The sequence below is a fragment of the Streptomyces sp. MAI_2237 genome (genome assembly GCF_054189285.1).
The window spans coordinates 3,210,051-3,230,453 of the sequence record NZ_JAJPGQ010000003.1 but is presented as its reverse complement, the minus strand read 5'-3'; the positions used below and the strand labels follow the sequence as shown (position 1 = coordinate 3,230,453).

At 72.0% G+C, this 20,403-nt stretch carries 13 protein-coding genes and 1 pseudogene; 4 read left to right on the top strand and 10 right to left on the bottom strand.

What is annotated here, in order from left to right; all coding sequences use genetic code 11:
* Window positions 1–411: 411 nt before the first annotated feature.
* Window positions 412–2,939, top strand: a pseudogene (locus LN251_RS25205) (ATP-dependent Clp protease ATP-binding subunit).
* A gap of 45 nt (window positions 2,940–2,984) precedes the next feature.
* On the opposite strand, the gene ggt reads toward LN251_RS25205, so the two are convergent.
* Window positions 2,985–4,787 carry a gamma-glutamyltransferase gene (gene ggt, locus LN251_RS25200; RefSeq protein WP_458246381.1) on the bottom strand — a complete coding sequence of 601 codons (1,803 nt, stop codon included), beginning with the start codon at window positions 4,785–4,787 and terminating at the stop codon, window positions 2,985–2,987.
* 116 nt (window positions 4,788–4,903) lie between these two features.
* On the opposite strand from ggt, the gene LN251_RS25195 reads away from it, so the two are divergent.
* Entirely contained in the window at window positions 4,904–5,665 is a 762-nt protein-coding gene (locus LN251_RS25195; protein WP_458246380.1) for a hypothetical protein, read from the top strand.
* A 115-nt stretch (window positions 5,666–5,780) separates the two neighbouring features.
* A complete protein-coding gene (locus LN251_RS25190; RefSeq protein WP_458246379.1) occupies window positions 5,781–7,346 on the top strand; it encodes a CocE/NonD family hydrolase in 1,566 nt (521 codons plus the stop codon).
* Window positions 7,347–7,394: 48 nt separating this feature from the next.
* On the opposite strand, the gene LN251_RS25185 is transcribed toward LN251_RS25190, so the two are convergent.
* Together LN251_RS25185 and LN251_RS25180 are read right to left on the bottom strand one after the other, a co-directional pair.
* Complete coding sequence (locus LN251_RS25185; RefSeq protein ID WP_458246378.1) at window positions 7,395–8,138, bottom strand: amino acid ABC transporter ATP-binding protein; 744 nt, start codon at window positions 8,136–8,138, stop codon at window positions 7,395–7,397.
* A 102-nt stretch (window positions 8,139–8,240) separates the two neighbouring features.
* Window positions 8,241–8,648: a DUF6278 family protein gene (locus LN251_RS25180; protein WP_249839673.1), complete on the bottom strand. Its 408-nt coding sequence runs from the start codon at window positions 8,646–8,648 to the stop codon at window positions 8,241–8,243.
* A 166-nt stretch (window positions 8,649–8,814) separates the two neighbouring features.
* Between LN251_RS25180 and LN251_RS25175 the strand changes: the two genes are divergently transcribed.
* Complete coding sequence (locus tag LN251_RS25175) at window positions 8,815–10,581, top strand: SGNH/GDSL hydrolase family protein (RefSeq protein WP_458246377.1); 1,767 nt, start codon at window positions 8,815–8,817, stop codon at window positions 10,579–10,581.
* 4 nt (window positions 10,582–10,585) lie between these two features.
* On the opposite strand, the gene LN251_RS25170 is transcribed toward LN251_RS25175, so the two are convergent.
* The 7 genes from LN251_RS25170 to LN251_RS25140 form a co-directional block, all read right to left on the bottom strand.
* Window positions 10,586–11,365, bottom strand: a complete 780-nt coding sequence (locus LN251_RS25170) for an exodeoxyribonuclease III (protein ID WP_458246376.1) — start codon at window positions 11,363–11,365, stop codon at window positions 10,586–10,588.
* A gap of 52 nt (window positions 11,366–11,417) precedes the next feature.
* Window positions 11,418–12,053, bottom strand: a complete 636-nt coding sequence (locus LN251_RS25165; RefSeq protein WP_383669986.1) for an MBL fold metallo-hydrolase — start codon at window positions 12,051–12,053, stop codon at window positions 11,418–11,420.
* 50 nt (window positions 12,054–12,103) lie between these two features.
* Window positions 12,104–13,411 carry a bifunctional 3-oxoadipate enol-lactonase/4-carboxymuconolactone decarboxylase PcaDC gene (gene pcaDC / locus LN251_RS25160; RefSeq protein WP_458246375.1) on the bottom strand — a complete coding sequence of 436 codons (1,308 nt, stop codon included), beginning with the start codon at window positions 13,409–13,411 and terminating at the stop codon, window positions 12,104–12,106.
* 146 nt (window positions 13,412–13,557) lie between these two features.
* A complete protein-coding gene (gene narI / locus LN251_RS25155; protein ID WP_458246374.1) occupies window positions 13,558–14,325 on the bottom strand; it encodes a respiratory nitrate reductase subunit gamma in 768 nt (255 codons plus the stop codon).
* Entirely contained in the window at window positions 14,322–14,981 is a 660-nt protein-coding gene (gene narJ, locus LN251_RS25150; protein ID WP_458246373.1) for a nitrate reductase molybdenum cofactor assembly chaperone, read from the bottom strand. The genes narI and narJ overlap by 4 nt, the downstream gene beginning before the upstream one ends.
* The gene (narH, locus tag LN251_RS25145; protein ID WP_458246372.1) at window positions 14,978–16,663 is read right to left on the bottom strand and encodes a nitrate reductase subunit beta; all 1,686 of its coding nucleotides are present in this window, start codon (window positions 16,661–16,663) and stop codon (window positions 14,978–14,980) included. Before narH ends, narJ begins: the two co-directional genes overlap by 4 nt.
* A complete protein-coding gene (locus LN251_RS25140) occupies window positions 16,663–20,370 on the bottom strand; it encodes a nitrate reductase subunit alpha (RefSeq protein WP_458246371.1) in 3,708 nt (1,235 codons plus the stop codon). Before LN251_RS25140 ends, narH begins: the two co-directional genes overlap by 1 nt.
* Between the last annotated feature and the right edge of the window lie 33 nt (window positions 20,371–20,403).

Below are 20,403 nucleotides of genomic sequence, written 5' to 3'. Positions count from 1 at the left end.
ACCGCCCGACGAACCGCCGGGGGCTGCCGGGCCCCGTCCGGGACCAGGGCCGGTGCGGGACCGCCGCGGCACCACCGCAGGACCACTGCCCGGCACCACCGCCGGACGTCCTCCCGACCTCGCCGGCGCACTGCCGGACCGTCTCAGGACCCGTACCGGGCCCGTGGCGAGCCTTCATGCACCGCGGGCCACCGCGGAACCGCCACCTTGCCCCGGGCCGTGCGCCGGCCGCCCCTCCTCCCCTCGGACGCACCCCCGGAACGCACCCCCGGACCCGCTGGACGTGCCCCCTTCCGGGGGCCGTGCCAAGGTGGTGTAACCGGGACCTGCAGGGGCACCCGCGTGGACCGGCACGTCGATCAGCGAGCGCGTCCCGCCAGGCGCCGGGACGCCGGAACGGAACGAACGCTCATGACCAGCGGCTTCCCCGGTCCCGGCGACTTCGGATCGGACCCCTTCCAGGAATTCTTCGCCCGCTTCTTCGGCGGCCCCCGCCAAGGCCCACGGCAGATCGACATCGGCCGTCTGCTCAGTCAGCCGGCCCGGGAGCTGGTCCGGGGCGCCGCCCAGTACGCGGCCGAGCACGGCAGCCGGGACCTGGACACCCAGCATCTGCTGCGGGCCGCGCTGTCCGCCGAGCCGACCCGGAGTCTGCTCAGCCGGGCCGGCGCCGACCCCGACTCGCTGGCGTCGGAGATCGACGAGCGCTCCGGTCCCGTCCAGCACACCCCCGAGGAGGCACCGGCGCCCACCTCGCTGTCGCTGACCCCGGCCGTCAAGCGCGCCCTGCTGGACGCGCACGACCTGGCGCGGGCGAGTGGCGCCGGCTACATCGGCCCCGAGCACGTCCTCAGCGCGCTCGCGGCCAACCCTGACTCGGCGGCCGGGCACATTCTCAACTCGGCCCGCTTCGCCCCGTCCGGTCTGCCGCCCGAGCAGCCGGAGACGGCCCAGCCCCGGACGGAACGGCCGCGTGCCACGGGTACACCCACCCTCGACAAGTACGGCCGCGACCTGACCGACCTGGCGCGGCAGGGCCGTATCGACCCGGTGATCGGCCGGGACGACGAGATCGAGCAGACCATCGAGGTGCTCTCCCGGCGCGGCAAGAACAACCCGGTGCTCATCGGGGACGCGGGCGTCGGCAAGACCGCCATCGTGGAGGGGCTGGCCCAGCGGATCGCGGACGGGGACGTCCCCGACGTGCTGATCGGGCGGCGGGTTGTCGCGCTGGACCTGACCGGTGTCGTCGCGGGCACGCGTTACCGGGGCGACTTCGAGGAGCGGCTCACCAACATCGTCGGCGAGATCCGCGCCCACTCCGACCAACTGATCGTCTTCATCGACGAGTTGCACACCGTCGTCGGCGCGGGCGGTGGTGGCGAGAGCGGTTCGATGGACGCGGGCAACATCCTCAAGCCGGCCCTGGCAAGGGGGAGCTACACATCGTCGGGGCGACGACGCTGGAGGAGTTCCGCCGCATCGAGAAGGACGCGGCCCTGGCCCGCCGCTTCCAGCCCATCCTGGTGCCCGAGCCCTCCGTCCCGGACGCCCTGGAGATCCTGCGCGGTCTGCGCGACCGCTACGAGGCCCACCACCAGGTCCGCTACACCGACGAGGCGCTGGTCGCCGCCGTCGAGCTGTCCGACCGCTACCTGACCGACCGCCGCCTGCCCGACAAGGCCATCGACCTGATCGACCAGGCGGGCGCCCGGGTACGGCTGCGCGCCCGCACGAAGGGCACGGACGTACGGACCCTGGAGCGCGAGATCGAGCAGCTGACCTGCGACAAGGACCAAGCGGTCGCCGACGAGAGTTACGAGCGGGCGACCCAGTTGCGGGACCGTATCGCGGAGTTGAAGCAGCGGATCGCCGACACCTCGGGCGGTGATCAGGCCGACGAGGGCCAGCTGGAGGTGACCGCCGAGGCTATCGCGGAGGTGGTGTCCCGGCAGACGGGCATCCCGGTCGCCAGCCTCACCCAGGAGGAGAAGGAGAAGCTGCTCGGGCTGGAGGGGCACCTGCACGAGCGGGTCGTCGGCCAGGACGAGGCGGTCGCCGTGGTCGCCGAGGCGGTCATGCGCTCGCGTGCCGGGCTGGCCAGCCCCGACCGGCCGATCGGCAGCTTCCTCTTCCTCGGCCCGACCGGCGTGGGCAAGACGGAACTGGCCCGTGCCCTGGCCGAGGCCCTGTTCGGCAGCGAGGAGCGCATGGTCCGCCTCGACATGAGCGAGTACCAGGAACGCCACACCGTCAGCCGCCTGGTCGGCGCCCCGCCCGGGTACGTCGGCCACGAGGAGGCCGGCCAGCTCACCGAGGTGGTCCGCCGGCACCCGTACTCGCTGCTCCTGCTGGACGAGGTGGAGAAGGCGCACCCGGACGTCTTCAACATCCTGCTGCAGGTGCTCGACGACGGCCGCCTGACCGACTCGCAGGGCCGCACGGTCGACTTCACCAACACGGTCATCGTGATGACCAGCAACCTCGGCTCCGAGGCCATCTCGCGCCGCGGCGCGGGCATCGGCTTCGGCGCGGGCGGCGCGGACGCCGACGAGGAGGCCCGGCGCGAGCAGATCCTGCGTCCGCTGCGCGAGCACTTCCGCCCCGAGTTCCTCAACCGGATCGACGAGATCGTCGTCTTCCGCCAGCTGACGGGCGATCAGCTGCGGCGCATCACCGAGCTGTTGCTGGAGCGGACGCGCCGTCTGATGCAGGCCCAGGACATCACGGTCGACTTCACGGACGCGGCGGTGGACTGGCTGGCGGAGCGCGGCTACCAGCCGGAGTACGGCGCCCGTCCGCTGCGCCGCACGATCCAGCGCGAGGTGGACAACCGCCTGTCCCTGCTGCTGCTCGACGGCACGGTCAAGAAGGGCGGCCGGGTGACGGTGGACGCGTCCGGCGGCGCGCTGGACTTCCGCCCCGGGCAGGAGGCCTGAGGGCGCGGGAACCGGGCGACCGGTCCCCGCGCCCGCCGTCGGGAGCTACCGGACCGGGTCGACCACCTGGGCCGATCCCCCGCCCCGTCGTACGGTCTCGGCGGCGGCCAGCCACTTGCCGCCGGGCAGCCGCTGCACGCCGGTGGCGGCCCCGATCTCGGGGTTGAGCGAGAACGAGTGCCCGATGGCCTCCAGCCTGGTCCTCAAGTCGCTGTTGTAGAGACCGGGTTCGAGCTCCGTCTTGGCGGCGTTGCGCTGGCTGGCCCGCGGCGCGGCAATCGCGTCGACCAGCGGCAGGTGACGGTCGAGGAACTCGGTCAGCACCTGCAGCACGGTGGTGATGATCGTCGCCCCGCCCGGTGAACCCACGGCCACCACAGGTGTGTTGTGCCGGTCGAGGACGATGGTCGGGGAGATCGAGGACCGCGGGCGCTTGCCGGGGCCCGGCAGGTTCGGGTCGTGCACGGCGGGGTTGGCGGGGGCGAAGGAGAAGTCCGTCAGCTCGTTGTTGAGCAGGAACCCGCGTCCGGGCACGGTGATCCCGCTGCCGCCGGTCTGCTCGATGGTCAGCGTGTAGGACACGACGTCGCCCCACTTGTCGGCCACCGTCAGGTGCGTGGTGTTCTCGCCCTCGTACGTCGTCGGTGCCGCCGTACCGCCCGAGCCGCACGCAGCGGGGTGCCGGGGGTCGCCCGGTGCCAAGGGGCTGGTCAGCACCGCGTCGTCCTTGATGAGGCACGCTCGCGAGTCGGCGTACTTCTGCGACAGCAGTTCCTTCGTCGGTACGTCCTCGAAGGCGGGGTCGCCGACCCAGCGCCCACGGTCGGCGAACGCGATCCGGCTCGCCTCGATGTAGTGGTGCAGGTACTGGACCTCACCGGCCTTCGAAAGGTCGGTGTTCTCCAGGATGTTGAGGGCCTCGCCGACCGTGGTGCCGCCCGAGGAGGAGGGCGCGATCGAGTACACCTTCAGGCCGCGGTACGCCGTCTCGGTGGGCGCCTGGAGCTTGGCGGCGTAGGCCGCGAGGTCCTTCTCGGTGAGCTTGCCCGGGCGCGCGTTCCAGCCCGAGGCCGGGTCCACCGGGGGCTTCTCGACCGTGTTCACGATGTCCTGCCCGAGGTCGCCGTGGTAGATCGCCCCGACGCCCTTCCTGCCCAGCTCCCGGTAGGTCCGGGCGAGTTCGGGGTTCTTGAAGGTGGAGCCGACCACCGGCAGTTGCCCACCCGGGAGGAACAGCTTCGCCGTGTCCGGGAAGTACCGGAAGCGGGTCTCGTTGGCGGCGGTCTGGGAGCGGAAGGTGTCGTCGACGACGAAGCCGTCGCGGGCGATCCGCTCGGCGGGCTTGAGCACCGTGCCGAGTCTCCTGCTGCCCCACTTGTCCAGCGCCGTCTGCCAGGTGGCGGGCGTGCCCGGCGTGCCGACGCTCAGGCCGCTGCTGACGGCGTCGGCGAAGGCGAGCGGCTTGCCGTTCTCGAGGAAGAGGTCGGAGCCGGCGGTCAGCGGGGCGGTCTCGCGGCCGTCGATGGTGTGCACGGTGCGGGACTTGGCGTCGTAGTAGACGAAGTAGCCGCCGCCTCCGATGCCGGAGGAATAGGGCTCGGTGACACCGAGCGCGGCGGCCGTGGCGACGGCCGCGTCGACGGCGTTGCCGCCCTTGCGCAGGACCTCGATGCCGGCCGCGGAGGCGTCCGCGTCGACGCTCGCGACCGCTCCCCCGTAGCCGACGGCGACCGGTACTTTCGCCGGAGCGCCCCTCGTCGCGTCCGTGGGCGGTGCCGCCGCCCCCACCGACACCACGGCGGCCGAGATCGCCAGGACCGACAGTTTTCTCGCGACAGGGCGACGCATCCGTACCTCCAGTGAAGGGCCGTCCGGGCAGCCTATGCCATCCTCATGGCCACGTCAGGAAGGCGCGGCCCGGCCCTCGAACACGGGTTTGCGCGGGCCCGCTAGCATGCGCGCCCATGAATGACGACGTGCGCAACATCGTCCTGGGAGTGGTCGCGGCGGGCATCAGCGCCGCGCTCGGCTGGATCGCCCGCACCTACCTGTGGAAGCGCAGACTCCGCCGCAAGCAGGCGTTCTTCGGGCTGCCGGACAACTCCGAGACGCTGCTGGTGGTGAACCGGGACGCGGGCAGCCCGGATCTGGCGGTGCACCGGTACGACGTGTTCGCCCTGCTGGAACTGTCCGCGCTCATCAAGGACTGCGGGGCGAACGCGCAGGTCGTCACCCAGGACGCGGCGCAGCAGGGCTTCGGCGAGCGGACCGAGTTCTGCGTGGGCGGGCCGGGGTCGAACCGGCGGATGCTCGCGCACATGTCGGCCATGCTGCCGGGGGTGCGCGTCAATATCGATCCCGAACCGGGCCCGGACCGGGGCGCGTTCCAGATCGGGAGCGAGCGCTACCGACTGGATTCCGGCATCACCGAGTACGTTTTGCTGGCCCGGATCACCACGGGGCAGTCCCGTCCCGTGTTCCTCTTCTGCGGCCAGCGGGCGATCACGAACCAGGCGGCGACGCGCTATCTGGCGCGCCATCACGAGCAGTTGGCGCGCAAGTACGGCAACAAGTCCTTCGTGCTCCTGCTCAAGGTGGTCAACTCCCAGGCGTACGGCCCCGATGTGGTGGAGCTGGTCGCCGATGTGACGCGCGCGGCGCAGGACCCCCTGCCGGCCGCGACGGCGGTGACGCCGGCTCCACGCAACTCCCATCGCTCGTCCTGAATTGATTCACATCCCAACAATCGTTACTGGCACGTAACTTACCGACGGGTTACTTCCGGTAGCAAGCGACGGTTACCGTCTGGTCACTTTGCTCTGACCAAGTGAGGAGTGACCCGTGGGACACCATCGCAGGGCTCTGCGCACGACCGCCGTGGCCGCCGTCTCGGCGTCGTTGATCGCCGGTGGCGTCCTCGGGCTCGCCCCCGCCGCCCAGGCGACGGGCGCCGTCCGCTTCGTCGACATCACCGGTGACGGCGGCACGGTCCTGAAGGCGAACGTCACCCTGCCCGCGGGCGCCGACGGCACGCGCCGCTACCCGCTGATCGTGCTCCCCACGAGCTGGGGCTTCCCCCAGGTCGAGTACCTCGCCCAGGCGCAGAGACTCGCCGACTCCGGTTACGTCGTGGTCGGTTACAACGTGCGCGGCTTCTGGCAGTCCGGCGGACGCATCGAGGTCGCCGGGCCCGAGGACACGGCCGACGCCTCCAAGGTCATCGACTGGGCGCTCGCCAACACCCCGGCCGACGCGTCCCACATCGGCATGGGCGGCGTCTCCTACGGCGCCGGGATCAGCCTGCTCGCCGCCGCGCACGACAAGCGGATCAAGGCGGTCGCCTCACTGAGCGGCTGGGCGGACCTGATCGGCTCGATCTACTCCGGCCGCACCCAGCACGTCCAGGCGGCCGCCCTGCTGGACGGCGTGAGCGTGGTCACCGGCCGCCAGGACCCCGAGGTCCGGCAGGTCTTCGACGACTTCTACGCCTCCAACCTCGCCAAGGAACAGGACCTGATCGACTGGGGGAAGAAACGTTCAGCCGCAACCTACGTGGACCAGCTGAACAAGAACGGCGCCGCCGTCCTGATGGCCAACGCCTGGGGCGACACCGTCTTCCCGGCCAACCAGTACGCCGACTTCTACGAGAAGCTGACCGTCCCCAAGCGCCTGGAGTTCCGCCCCGGCGACCACGCGACGGCCGAGCTGACCGGCCTGTTCGGACTGCCCAACGACGTCTGGACGGACACCGAGCGCTGGTTCGACCACTACCTCAAGGGCACGGACAACGGCATCGACCGCGAGGCGCCGGTCCAGCTCAAGCCCCGCTCCACGGGCGGCTACGAGGGGTACCCCGACTGGAAGTCGGTGGGCGCGAACCGGCAGAAGATCGCGCTCGGCGGCACCACCACGATCCACACCAACGTCGACTCCGGAGCGGACGGCGGGATCGTCTTCCTGTCCAGCATCCTCGACCAGGTGGCCCAGGTGCCGCCCCTGGCCGCCATCCCCCTGCTCCCCCGCCGCTGGGCGGCCGTGTGGCAGTCGGAGAAGTACGCCACGGCCCGCCGGGTGCGCGGCACCGCGAAGCTGCACACCACGCTCACCCCGACCAAGGAGAGCGGCACCCTCGTCGCCTACCTCTACGACGTGGGGCCGCTCGGCCTCGGCAAGCTGGTCAGCAACGCGCCGTACACCTTCCACGGCCGCACGCCCGGCGAGCCGTTCGGCGTGGACCTGGAGCTGTTCTCCACGGCCTACGACGTCCCGGCGGGACACCGGCTGGCCCTGGTCGTCGACACGGTCGACCCGCTCTACATCGAGCACAACCCGTCCGGCGCGCAGCTGACCTTCTCCTCGCCGGCGGACGACCCGTCGTACGTGTCGATTCCGGTGCGCGAGCAGTGATCTCCGGCCGCTGCCGGGCGGGTTCGGCTCCGTCGGGGGCCGTGTGGCTCAGTGCTGGAGGATCTTCGACAGGAAGTCCTTGGCGCGCTCGCTGCGCGGGGCGGTGAAGAACTCCTCCGGTGCGCGGTCCTCGACGATGCGGCCGTCGGACATGAACACGACGCGGTTGGCGGCGGAGCGGGCGAAGCCCATCTCGTGGGTGACGACGATCATCGTCATGCCGTCCTGGGCCAGCTGCCGCATGACCTCCAGGACCTCGTTGATCATCTCCGGGTCGAGCGCGGAGGTCGGCTCGTCGAACAGGAGCGCCTTGGGCTCCATGGCCAGGGCGCGGGCGATGGCCACGCGCTGCTGCTGGCCGCCGGAGAGCTGGGCCGGGTACTTGGGCGCCTGGTCGGCGAGCCCGACGCGGTCGAGGAGCCTCCGCGAGCGCTGGTCGGCCTCGCCCTTCCGGCGTCCGCGGACCTTGATCTGGCCGAGCGAGACGTTCTCCAGGACGGTCTTGTGGGCGAAGAGGTTGAAGGACTGGAACACCATGCCCACGTCGGCGCGGAGCCGCGCGAGCGCCCTGCCCTCCTCGGGCAGCGGCTTTCCGTCGAGCAGGATCGTGCCGGACCGGATCGTCTCCAGCCGGTTGATGGTCCGGCACAGCGTCGACTTCCCCGACCCGGACGGGCCGATGACCACGACCACCTCCCCCTTGCCGACGGTGAGGTCGATGTCCTGCAGGACATGCAACTCTCCGTAGTACTTGTTGACGTCATGCAGTTCGATCAACGGATCGACGGCCATACGCAGCCCTACTCACTCTCCGCTGTGTCGTGGTTGCCGCAAACTATCCAGGCCCATGGCCGAGTTGATACACGACACGCACTTTTCGGGCATTAGCCGTATTTACGACTCCGCGACCTCGGCGTACAGCTGCGAGAGCTCGGGGGCGCCGCTGGCCGCCCATTCCTGGCCGGATTCCACCACGTCGAACTCCCGGCCGGACTCGAGCAGGACGACGGGCTGCCCGTCGGAGCGGATCTCCCAGGCGGCGCCGGGCACCGTGCGCACGATGACCGTGCCCAGGTACAGCCCCGCGTCGTTGCCGAGCCAGGGCAGCACCTCCTCGTCGTCCCGCCAGCGCGGCACGACCTGGTCGAGGGCCTCCAACGACGCGGCGGAGTCGTCGAGTTGGACGCCCTCACGGGACGCCAGCGACCGGAGCAGCTCACACTCGGCGAGGAGTTCGGCGATGCCTTCGGGATCGAGGGCGCCGTACTCCTGGTGCGGGTGGCCCAGAAAAGGGATCTTCATACGTCCAGCGTGTCATTCGCACCGGCGTGCGCACCACAGGCGCGCGGATGGTCACTTCGGGGTGATTTCGCGCCGAGTCCGTGCACGCCTCGTTGACGGGCCCCTCCCGCCTCCCTAGCTTCACCCTGCGTCTTTCGTCCCACCGGTGAGCGGGAGGAGTCGGAGCGTGCGCCGACGGGTCCGGGGCTTCGCGACCGCCCTCGTCCTTCTCGCCGCCCTGGTGCCGGCCGTCTCCGCCGAGGCCGAGGCCGTCGCCGGCCGCCCGGCGGAACCGCTGGCGCTGGAGCGGCTCTTCGACAACAGGGCCGTCAGCGACGACTCCCGGCCGGCCGCGGCGGACCTCGACGGCTCCGGCGCCTCCCTGTCGGCGGGCGATCTGGCGGCGGCGGGCTGGACGCCGGGCCGCGCGCTGACGGTGCAGGGTGCCCGGCTGACCTGGCCGGACCGGTGGCCGGGCGAGCCGGACAACGTCCGCGCCGACGGGCAGTCCGTGCGGGTGCGCGGCGGCGGCGACGCGCTCGCCTTCCTGGTCACGGGCACCGGCGGGGGCGAGCCGGGCGGCGCGGGCTCGGTGTCGTACACGAACGGCACCCGCTCCTCGTACACGCTGACGGCCCCCGACTGGCGCACCGGGCCGCTCGCCACGAAGGCGGTGGCGCTCCCCCACGTCAACACCCCGGGTGGCCGGCTCGGGGAGCGGGCGCGGCTGTACGTCGTGACGGTGCCGCTGGTGGCGGGGCGCACGGTCGCCTCGGTGCGCCTGCCGCGGGCGAGGGGCCTGCACGTGTTCGCGCTGGCCGTCCGGGCGTCCGGGGCGGCCTGGACGGGGAGCTGGGCGGCGGCGACGTCCGGGTATCCGGCCGTGGGGCCGTGGAGCGGGCGGACGCTGCGGCTGGTGGTGCACACCTCGGCGGGCGGTCCGCGGGTGCGGCTGCGGTTCGACAACACCTTCGCGGCGGCGCCGGTGCGGATCGGCGGCGCGTCGGTGGCCGTGCAGGCGGCCGGGGCGGCGGCACGGGACGTGCCGGTGCCGGTGTCCTTCGGTGGGGCGGCCGGGGCCGAGATCCCCGCGGGGGCGCAGGTCCTCAGCGACCCGCTGTCCTTCAGTGTGCCCGAGGACACGAACCTGCTGGTGAGCTTCCACCTGCCGGACACGGTGACGGCGGCGCCGGTGCACCGGGTCGCGGTGCAGCGCTCGTACGTGAGCGCGCCGGGCGACCACACGGCGGAGGGCTCCGCGGCGGCGTTCACCACGACGCTGACCAGCTGGCCCCTGCTGACCGGTGTGGACGTCGGCGGCGGACCGGGGTCGGTGGCGGTGATCGGGGACTCGATCACCGACGGCAACACCTCGACGCGGGACGCGAACCGGCGCTGGCCCGACGTACTGGCCGGCCGGCTGCGCGCGCAGGACCGCGTCCCGCGCTACGGGGTGCTCAATCTGGGCGTCTCCGGGAACAGGGTGGTGACCGACGGGTATCCCGGCGACGGGGTGTCCACGGACACCGGCGGGGTCGGCGCGCTGCACCGCTTCGACCGCGACGCCCTCGCCCAGACCTCCGTCCGCACCGTGATCGTCTTCGAGGGCGTCAACGACGTGCGGTGGGGCACGTCGGCGCGGCAGGTGATCGCCGGGCTGCGGGAGCTGGCCGTCCGGGGGCACGCGCGGGGGCTGCGGATGCTGGTGGCGACCGTCCTGCCCTGCGAGGGCGAGGCCCGCTGCACCCCCGCGGCGGACGCCGAACGGGTCGCGGTCAACGACTTCGTCCGGGGGACGGACGCGTTCGACGGCGTCCTCGACTTCGACGCCGTCGCGCGCGACCCCGCCCGGCCGTCACGGATGCTGCCCGGGTACGACAGCGGGGACCATCTGCACCCGGGGGACGCGGGGCTGGCGGCCCTCGCGCGGTCGGTGGACCTCAGGCTGCTGTGAGGCCTCAGACGTCCAGGTCCACGACCACCGGCGCGTGGTCCGAGGCACCCTTGCCCTTGCGCTCCTCCCGGTCGACGTAGGCGTCCTTGACCGCCTTCGCGAACGGCTCGTTGCCGTACACCAGGTCGATGCGCATGCCGCGGTTCTTGGGGAAGCAGAGCTGGCGGTAGTCCCAGTACGTGAAGGGGTGCTCGTACTTCAGCGGGCGCGGGACCACGTCCGACAGGCCCGCCTCGCGCAGGGAGGCGAGGGCGGCGCGCTCGGCCGGGGTGACGTGGGTGGAGCCCTCGAAGGCGGCCCGGTCGTAGACGTCGTCGTCCGTCGGGGCGACGTTGTAGTCGCCGAGGACCGCGAAGGGGCGGCTGCCGGCCGCGTCACCGGCGACGGCCGCCTTCAGGGCCTCGAACCACTGGAGCTTGTAGGCGTAGTGCGGGTGGTCCACCTCACGGCCGTTGGGCACGTACACCGACCAGACGCGGACCTTGCCGCAGGTCGCCGAGATCGCGCGGGGCTCGGTGGCGCCGTCGTAACCGGGGTCGCCGGGCAGGCCCTTGACCACGTCCTCCAGGCCGACGCGGGAGAGCACCGCCACGCCGTTCCACCTGCCGGTCGCGTGCACCGCCGCCTCGTAGCCCAGCTCGCGCAGCTGGTCGAACGGGAACTGCTCCTCGGCCAGCTTGGCCTCCTGCAGGCAGAGCACGTCGGTGCCGCTGCTCTCCAGCCAGGCCAGGAGCCTCGGCAGGCGGGCGGTGATCGAGTTCACGTTCCAGGTCGCGATGCGCATGCCCCACAACCTACCGGGCGGGACCGACAACGCCTCCGGCCCGCCGTCCGGGCTAGAGGTCCGCCGTGCCGCCCGGTGTCAGCCGCAGGTGCTCCGAGCCGCCCAGGGCCCCGATCTGCCGGTCGTAGATCGGGCGGGCGAGGTCGGTGAGCAGGGCGTCGTGGATGTCGTAGGCGCGCTGCGGCCGGACTTCGCGGACGTAGTCGATGACCTCGGAGATCTTGTTCCAGGGGGCCATCACCGGGAGCATCAGCGTCTCGACGGGGTGGTCGGGGACGGTGAGGGCGTCGCCGGGGTGGAAGACCTTGCCGCCGTCGATCAGGTAGCCGACGTTGGTGATCCGCGGGATGTCCGGGTGGATCACCGCGTGCAGCTCCCCGTGGACCTGGACGTCGAAGCCGGCGGCGGTGAAGGTGTCACCGTGGCCGACGGTGTGCACGCGGCCGGGGAAGGCGGCCGCGATCTGCCCGGCGACGGAGGCCAGCGTCCAGATCTCGGTGGCCGGGTCGGCCTCCATGGCCGCCCGCAGCCGCCCCTCGTCGAAGTGGTCGGGGTGCTCGTGCGTGACGAGGATGGCGTCCGCGCCGAGCGCGGCGTCCTGCTCGCTGAATCCCCCGGGGTCGAGGACGAGCGTGCGCCCGTCCTTTTCGAGGCGCACGCACGAGTGCGACTTCTTGGTGAGCTTCATGGGTCCATCCTGCCGTCGTGGCCGCCCGCCGGCCCAGCGGGGCCCGCGGGTCACTCCTCGGGCGTGGTCTCCTCCCGGATGACCTGCTGCGCCACCTTGAAGGCGCTGCCCGCCGCCGGTATGCCGCAGTAGACGGCCGCCTGCAGCAGCACCTCCTTGATCTCGAGCGGGGTGAGGCCGTTGCGCAGGGCGGCCCGGATGTGGACGGCGAGGTCGTCGAGGTGGCCGCCCGCGACGAGGGCGGCGAGGGTGACACAGCTGCGCGAGCGCCGGTCGAGGCCGGGCCGGTTCCATATCTCGCCCCACGCGTATCTGGTGAGGAGTTCCTGGAAGTCCCCGGAGAACGCGTCGGCCTCGGCCAGCGTCCGGTCGACGTGTGCGTCGCCGAGCACCTCGCGGCGGATCTTGATGCCGGTGTCGTAGAGGTCGGGGCGTCCGGTCTCCGGCGCGGGGGCGGTCGCCGGTGCGATCTCGGCGATGGGCGCGGGCTGCCGGGGCTGCGGCCGGTCCGCGAGGGCGGGCTTGACGGGGGCCGCCGGGATCGCGATCTGGCCGGTGGAGGACTCGACGTAGCCGGGCTGCCAGGCGGTGGAGAAATGCCGGACCAGCAGGTCGGTGACGGCGGCGGGCTGCTCGACCGGTACCAGGTGGGAGGCGCCCGGCACGACGGCGAGGCGGGCGTCCGGGATGCCCGCGACCAGGGTGCGTGCCTCGGCGGGCCCGGTGACCTGGTCGTCGGAGCCGACCAGGACGAGGGTCGGCACCCCGACCCGGCCCAGTTCGGCGCGCACGTCGAACGACGCCAGCGCCTCGCAGGCGGCGATGTAGCAGCCGGGGTCCGTGGTGCGCACCATCTGCACGGCCCAGTCGGTGATCGCGGGCTGCGTCGCCGCGAACCCGGTGGTGAACCAGCGGTCGGGGGACGTCCGCGCGATGGGGTCGAGCCCGTTGGTGCGCACGATCACCCCGCGCTGGCGGAACTCGTCCGCCGTGCCGAAGCGCGGCGAGGCCGCGATCACCGCGAGCGAGGCGAGCCGTTCGGGGTGGCGCAGGGCGAGCTCCAGGCCGAGGCCGGCGCCGAGCGCGCAGCCCGCGTAGCCGAAGCGCTGCACCCCGAGGCGGTCCAGGGTGGCCAGCAGCCGCTGGGTGAGCTCGGTGACCGATCCGGCCGGGTAGGCGGGTGCGCCGCCGTGTCCCGGCAGGTCGAAGCGGAAGACCCGCCACTGCCTGGTCAGCTCCGGCACCTGGCGGTCCCACATGTGCCAGGTGGTGCCCAGGGAGGGACCGAGGATCAGGACGGGGGCCTCTTCCGGCCCGTCGAAGCGGTATTGCAGGGTGTTGGACGAACTTTCACTCACCCGACTCACGCTCCCACATCTCACTGTGCCCCTCTGACGCAGGTCGTGAGAATGCGGGTGGGATCGGGTGAAGGCCTGGGGAGGGGCATGGCGCCGCGGGCGGCGGACGATCTCCGTCGGCGGCGGCACGACCTCCCGCGGGGCGGTCAGCCGACGCGTTCCCAGCCGCGGCGTGGCGGGCGGGCGCCGAGCCGCTCGTCGCGGCTGCGGTAGACGATGTAGGGGCGGGTGAGGTAGCCGAGCGGCGCGGTGAGCATGTGCACGAGACGGGTGAAGGGCCAGGCGGCGAAGAGCAGCATGGCGCTGATCGCGTGCAGCTGGAACAGGACGGGGGCGCCGGTCATCCGGTCGGGGTCGGGCCGCAGGGAGAAGACGCCGCGGAACCACAGGGAGATGGTCTCGCGGTAGTCGTATCCGCCGCCGACGAGGTTCGCGGCCACGGTGGCGGACAGGCCGAGCACGATGGTCGCGGTCAGCAGGACGTACATGGCCTTGTCGTTGCGGGTGGTGGCGGAGAAGACGGGGCCGACGGTACGGCGGCGGTAGACGAGGATCGCCAGTCCGCCGAGCGTGCACACGCCCGCGATCGTGCCCAGGACGACGGCCGAGGCGTGGTAGGCGTTCTCGCTGATGCCCACCGCCTCCGTCCAGCTCTTGGGGACGACCAGGCCGCCGATGTGGCCCAGCAGCACGACGAGGATGCCGAAGTGGAACAGCGGGCTGCCGATGCGCAGCAGGCGCCGTTCGTACAGCTGGGAGGAGCGGGTGGTCCAGCCGAACTTGTCGTAGCGGTAGCGCCAGACGTGGCCGAGGACGAACACGGCGAGGGCGACGTAGGGCAGGGCGACCCACAGCAGGACGGCGCCGGTGCCGGTGCCGGCCGCGAGCGTGAGGGGCGGTGCGGGCGTGGTCATCGGGAGCCCCTCACGGTGGGGTCGGGCAGGAGTACGGGGGTGGCGTACGGGTCGAGGCCGACCTGTTCGTCGGGCGGGCCGGCCGCGGCGAGGCGCAGGACGGCCTCGCGTTCGTCGCCGGCGAGGGCGGGCAGGGTGGCCGAGACGGAGTCGAGCACCCGGGCCCAGGGCGAGTCGTCGTCGGTGAGAGCCAGGCGCAGCAGTTCCAGGCCGGCCCGGTGCTCGGTGAGCAGGCGGACTCCGGCGTCCGGTTCGGTCGCGGCGAACTCCAGGACGACGGCGAGGTGGTCGGGCAGTTCGTCGTCGCTCAGCCGCCAGCCGGCGGCGGCGTAGGCCTGTTTGAGGCGCAGCAGGGCCAGGCCGCGCTTCCGCGTGTCGCCGTGGGTGTAGTAGGTGAGGTAGAGGCAGCAGCGTTTGCGGTGGTCGAAGGTGGCCACGTAGGCGGTGGCGAGGTCGTCGGGGGCGGTCTGTCCGGCGAGGGCGGTGAAGGCCAGCAGGGGCTGGGCGACCGGCTGCGGCAGACCGGCGGCGACCCGGGCGGCGAGGTCGAGGTGCCGGGCGAAGCGTGCGTCGGGGTAGCCGAGCAGAAGGGACTGCGTCTGCCAGGCGTGCGGGTGCCAGGGCTCGGTGCGGGAGCCGCGCGATGTCTTCCTCATGGCCGTGGCTCGGTCTCCTCTCCGGGGCCGTCGGCGGGCGGGGGCGGGAACAGGCCGGGCGGGGAGCTCTTGCCGTCCCAGTTGAGGAGGTTGACCCGGGTGGCCTTGTCCACGGGGGCCGCGGGGGTCTCGGCGGTCTGCCGGTCGCGCAGGGCCCGGTAGTTCTCCACCGCGATCGGCGCGGCGCCTCCGGAGGTCTCGCCGAAGGGGCCGGAGCCGCCCATGCCGGGGCCGCCCTCGTAGTCGAGGCTGCACTCGGTGGCCAACTCCTCCAGGTGATGGGCCTGTTCGGCGTGGGCCGGGGGGATGACGTAGCGCTCGTCGTACTTGGCGAGGGCCAGCAGCCGGTACATGTCGTACATCTGCTCCTCGCTCATGCCGACCGCCTCGGGGATGGCGGCGTCGGGTTCGCGGCCGAGGTTGATGTCGCGCATGTAGGAGCGCATGGCGGCCAGGCGGCGCAGCACCGTGTCCACCGGGCCGGGGTCGCCGGCGGTGAAGAGCTGCGCGAGGTAGTCCACCGGGATGCGCAGGGCGTCGACGGCGGCGAAGAGGTTGGTGTGGTCCTCGGCGTCGTGGCCGGTGTCGCGGACGGCGTCGACGACCGGGGACAGCGGCGGGATGTACCAGACCATGGGCAGGGTGCGGTACTCCGGGTGCAGCGGCAGGGCGACCTTGTAGGTGTTGATCAGGGCGTGGACCGGGGAGCGCTGGGCGGCCTCGATCCAGTCCCGCGGGATGCCCGCCCGCTCCGCGGCACGGACGACGTCCGGGTCGGCGGGGTCGAGGAGCACGCCGCGCTGGGCTTCGTAGAGGTCCTTCTCGTCGGGCGTGGAGGCGGCCTCCAGCACCCTGTCGGCGTCGTACAGGACGAGTCCGATGTAGCGCAGCCGTCCGACGCAGGTCTCCGAGCAGACGGTGGGCAGGCCGACCTCGACACGCGGGAAGCAGAACGTGCACTTCTCGGCCTTGCCGGTGCGGTGGTTGAAGTACACCTTCTTGTACGGGCATCCCGTCACGCACATCCGCCAGCCCCGGCAGCGGTCCTGGTCGACCAGGACGATGCCGTCCTCGGTGCGCTTGTAGATGGCGCCCGAGGGGCAGGACGCGGCGCACGAGGGGTTGAGGCAGTGCTCGCAGATGCGCGGCAGGTAGAACATGAAGCTCTGCTCGAACTCCAGCTTGATCTTCGTGGAGATCTCCCGCAGCAGCACGTCCTTCTCGCCCGTCGCCTGGGAGCCGCCGAGGTCGTCGTCCCAGTTCGCCGACCAGGAGATCTTCATGTCCTTGCCGGAGATCAGGGACTTGGGGCGGGCGACCGGGGTGTGCTCCTGCGCCGGGGCGTTGGTCAGGGTCTCGTAGTCGTACGTCCACGGCTCGTAGTAGTCGTCGAGGGTGGGCAGTACGGGGTTCGAGAAGATCTGGATGAGCTTCTTGAACCGGCCGCCCGCCTTCAGGGCGAGGCGTCCCTTCTTGTTGAGCTCCCAGCCGCCCTTCCAGGTGTCCTGGTCCTCGTAGCGGCGGGGGTAGCCCTGGCCGGGGCGGGTCTCGACGTTGTTGAACCACACGTACTCGACGCCGGTGCGGTTGGTCCACGCCTGTTTGCAGGTGACCGAACAGGTGTGGCAGCCGATGCACTTGTCGAGGTTCATCACCATCGCCATCTGGGCCATCACGCGCATCAGTAGGTCACCTCCTGGTTCGCGCGGCGCCGGATGACGGTGACCTCGTCGCGCTGGTTGCCCGTCGGACCCAGGTAGTTGAAGGCGTACGACAACTGGGCGTAGCCGCCGATGAGATGGGTGGGTTTGATCAGCAGGCGGGTCAGGGAGTTGTGGATGCCGCCGCGCCGGCCGGTGGTCTCGGTGCGGGGCACGTCGATCAGGCGGTCCTGGGCGTGGTGCATGTAGACGGTGCCCTCCGGCATGCGGTGCGAGACGATCGCGCGGGCGGCGACGACGCCGTTGCGGTTGACGGCCTCGACCCAGTCGTTGTCCCGCACGCCCACCTTGGCGGCGTCCTGGGTGCTCATCCAGATCGTCGGGCCGCCCCGGGAGAGGGACAGCATGAACAGGTTGTCCTGGTACTCGGAGTGGATGGACCACTTGTTGTGCGGGGTGAGGTAGCGGACCGTCAGGCCGAGTTCGCCCCTCTCGCCCACCTGCGGTTCGCCGAACAGGGCGTGCATGTCCAACGGCGGTCGGTAGACGGGGAGCTGTTCGCCCAGGGCGGCCATCCAGTCGTGGTCGAGGTAGAAGTGCTGGCGGCCGGTGAGGGTGTGCCAGGGCTTGAGGCGTTCGACGTTGACGGTGAACGGGGAGTAGCGGCGGCCACCGGTCTCCGAGCCGGACCATTCGGGGCTGGTGATGACCGGGACGGGGGCGGCCTGGGTGTCGGCGAAGGTGATCCGCCTGCCCTCGTGCTCGGCGGCCAGGTCGGCCAACTGCACTCCGGTGCGGGCTTCCAGGGTGTGGAAGCCCTGGGTCGCCAGGTGGCCGTTGGTGGTGCCGGACAGGGCGAGGATCGCCTCGCAGGCGTCGACGTCCCGGGTGAGCGAGGGACGGCCGTCGACGGGGCCGCCGCGGACGACGCCGTTCTTGTGCCGCAGGTACTGCAGTTCCTTGTCCAGGTGGAAGGTGACGCCCTTGGTGGTGGCGCCGAGGGAGTCCAGCAGGGGGCCGAGGGCGCCCATCTTGTCGGCGATCGCGCCGTAGTCCCGCTCGACGGTGACGAGCCGGGGCATGGTGCGGCCGGGCTCGGGCTCGCACTCGCCGGCCTTCCAGTCGCGGACCCGGCCGCGGGGGTTGGCCAGTTCGTCGGGGGTGTCGTGCAGCAGCGGCGCGGCCACCACGTCCTCGCGCACGCCGAGGTGTTCGGCGGCCTGGCGGCTGAATTCGCGGGCGAGGGTGTGGAAGGCGTCCCAGTCGGTGCGGGTCTGCCAGGGCGGGGCGATGGCCGGGTTGAAGGCATGCACGAAGGGGTGCATGTCCGTGCTGGACAGGTCGTGTTTCTCGTACCAGGTGGCGGCCGGCAGTACGACGTCGGAGAAGACGGTCGTGCTGGTCATCCGGAAGTCCAGGGTCAGCAGCAGGTCGAGCTTTCCGGCGGGGGCCTCCTCGCGCCAGACCACGTCCTTCGGGCGGGCGTGCGGCGGTGCCTCGGCGGCGCGCACCGAGGAGTCCGTGCCCAGCAGGTGCTTGAGGAAGTACTCGTTGCCCTTCGCGGAGGAGCCGAGCAGGTTGGCCCGCCAGACCGTGAGCACCCGCGGGAAGTTCTCGGGCGCGTCCGGGTCCTCGCCCGCGAACCCCAGCCGGCCCGCCCTCAGCTCGCCCACCACGTGCTCCGCTGCCGTGCGCCCGGCCGCCGCGGCCTCGTCCGCGAGGTCGAGGGGGTTGCGGTCGAAGGTCGGGTACGACGGCATCCAGCCCATGCGCGCGGAGGCGGCGATGACGTCCGCGGTGGTCCTGCCGGCGAACGGGCCGCCGGAGCCGGGCGCGGCGAGGGTGTCGGCGGAGAAGGGGTCGTAACGGAACTGGTCGGCGTGCAGGTACCAGTAGGCGGTCTGGATCATCTGCCGGGCCGGGCGGTTCCAGTCGGCCGCGGTCGCGATCGCCGAGTAGCCGGTGAGCGGGCGGACCTTCTCCTGGCCGACGTAGTGGGCCCAGCCGCCGCCGTTGACGCCCTGGCAGCCGGTCAGTGTGGTCAGCGTCAGGAAGGCGCGGTAGATGGTGTCGGAGTGGAACCAGTGGTTCGTCCCCGCCCCCATGATGATCATGGACCGGCCGCCGGATTCCTCGGCGTTGGCCGCGAACTCCCGGGCGATCCGGGCCGCCTTGCCGGCGTCCACCCCGGTGACGGCGGCCTGCCAGGCGGGGGTGTACGGCTCGCTCGCGTCGTCGTAGCCGGTGGGCCAGCGGCCGGGCAGTCCGGCGCGGGCCACGCCGTACTGGGCGAGCAGCAGGTCGTAGACGGTGGTCACCAGGCGGCCGGCCACGCGTCGCACCGGCACGCCGCGGCGCAGCCGGTCCGCGCCGCCGTCGGCGTCGAAGCGGGGCAGCTCCAGCGGCACCGGTTCCTCGCCGCCGCCCTCGGCGGACAGCAGCGGGTCGACGTCTCCGAGGTCCAGGTTCCACTTTCCGGCGCCCGACTCTCCGTAGCGGTCGCCGAGGGTGCCGTTGGGCACGACGGGCCGTCCGGTCGCGCCGTCCAGCAGCACGGTGCGGAACTCGGCGTGTTCCGCCGCGGCGTGTTCGCCGCCCAGGTCGGCCGCCGTCAGGAACTTGCCCGGCGTGTACGTGCCGTCCTCGCGTTCCTCGACGGTGACCAGGAAGGGCAGGTCCGTGTACCGCTTGACGTAGTCGGTGAAGTACCCGGTGGTCCGGTCGACGAAGAACTCCTTGAGGACGACGTGGCCCATCGCCATCGCCAGCGCCCCGTCGGTGCCGGGCCGCGCCGCGAGCCACTCGTCGGCGAACTTGACGTTGTCGGCGTAGTCCGGGGAGACCGCCACCACCTTCTGGCCGCGGTAGCGGGCCTCGGCCATCCAGTGCGCGTCCGGGGTGCGGGTGACGGGCAGGTTCGAGCCCCACATGATCAGGTAGCCGGCGTCCCACCAGTCCCCCGACTCCGGGACGTCCGTCTGGTCGCCGAAGACCTGCGGCGAGGCCACCGGAAGGTCGGCGTACCAGTCGTAGAACGACAGCATCACCCCGCCGAGCAGCGAGTAGAACCGGGCGCCGGCCGCGTGGGAGACCATCGACATCGCCGGGATCGGTGAGAAGCCGGCCAGCCGGTCGGGGCCGTACTCCTTGATCGTGTGGACGTGCGCGGCGGCCACCATCTCCACCGCCTCGTCCCAGCTCGCCCGCACCAGGCCGCCCTTGCCGCGCGCCTGCTTGTAGCGGCGGGCGCGTTCGGGGTCGGAGACGATCTCCGCCCAGGCCGCCACCGGGTCGCCCAGGCGGGCCTTGGCCTCGCGGTACATCCGCAGCAGCACGCCGCGTACATACGGGTAGCGCACCCGGGTGGGCGAATAGGTGTACCAGGAGAACGCCGCTCCGCGCGGGCAGCCGCGCGGCTCGTACTCGGGGCGGTCCGGGCCGACCGAGGGGTAGTCGGTCTGCTGCGCCTCCCAGGTGATGATGCCGTCCTTGACGTACACCTTCCACGAGCAGGAGCCGGTGCAGTTCACGCCGTGGGTGGAACGCACCACCTTGTCGTGCGACCAGCGGTCCCGGTAGAACGCGTCCGCCTGGCGGCCGCCGCTGCGGTGCAGGGTGCGCAGGTCCTCCGAGATCTCCGCCCGGGTGAAGAACCGGCGTGAGCGCACCAGCGCGTCCGTCAGCTCGTTGTCCAGGCCCGCCTGTGTCCGGCTGGTTTCCGTGCCCACCGTGCCACTCCGCCCCGGGCGCGCAGGCCCGTA